This is a genomic window from Colwellia sp. TT2012 (assembly GCF_001440345.1).
In the GTDB taxonomy this organism is placed as follows: Bacteria; Pseudomonadota; Gammaproteobacteria; order Enterobacterales; family Alteromonadaceae; genus Colwellia.
The window spans coordinates 1-863 of sequence record NZ_LJYX01000107.1; the positions used below are offsets into that span (position 1 = coordinate 1).

Here is an 863-nt window from a genome sequence, read left to right on the forward strand (position 1 = left end):
CAGGGGCTGAACTACGACGAACTGGCAGGGGCAACCCATAGGACGTATGTCGGTATGCTGGAGCAGGCACGAGCGAATCCGACGTTGGAGAAGCTCGATGAAATCGCTGACCACCTCGGTCTCGATCTGCTGACCATGGTCACCCTAGCCATAGCGGCCCAAGGTGAGGAACTCCCTTCGGAGGTTTTGCAACGTACTGCCTTGCAAATCAGGGAATTCGAGATGTCCGGAGGGTGGCAGTTGGTAGAGGAGCAATTCAGTGATGGAAAGCTCATCAAGCGCTCCCAGGGTAAGCCTAAGCAGCCGCTTAATGCTGATTACATTCGAACCTTGAAAGCGCAAGGTTTCGACAGAAAAACAATCGCTGAAAAGCTAGGCATTGCCAGAAGCACAGTCCAAAAATATTGGAATACATAAGTCTGCAGAACATCAGCAATCCTGCAATCTAAGCAAATCGCGGTTTATGGCGCGCCCTATCGGGTCGGCTGTCGTAAACCATGCCATGGCTAACGCCAAGTCATGGCCCTTTGGGCTTCCATCCTCGCGCCTCCGGCCTTTCTGGCCTGCGCGCTCCGCTTGCTCTGGTTATTTCCAATCGACGAATGAAACTCGGTATAGGCCTGCGCGCCCCGGTCGCGGGTAATAATGTCTACTAAAGTTGAAGGTGCAATAGATCTCTTGAGAATTAACACCAATCTGAAGGCATCTTTTATTGGGTTATGGCACAACGAATCTTTCTGATTGCTTCAGCACAATCGTTAAATGTCTATGGTGCTGACAGCAGGCTAGGATTGAGACCCCGCCCATAATCCACCGCCTGACCATTACAAAAGATGGCTCTATGGCCATGCCTCTGAACTGTC

The 863-nt window shown here is 51.4% G+C and carries 1 protein-coding gene; it reads left to right on the plus strand.

The genetic code is table 11. The features are described from left to right. The coding region (locus ASU03_RS18965; protein WP_157465987.1) for a helix-turn-helix domain-containing protein at positions 1-417 on the plus strand (417 nt) is incomplete at its 5' end. Between the last annotated feature and the right edge of the window lie 446 nt (positions 418-863).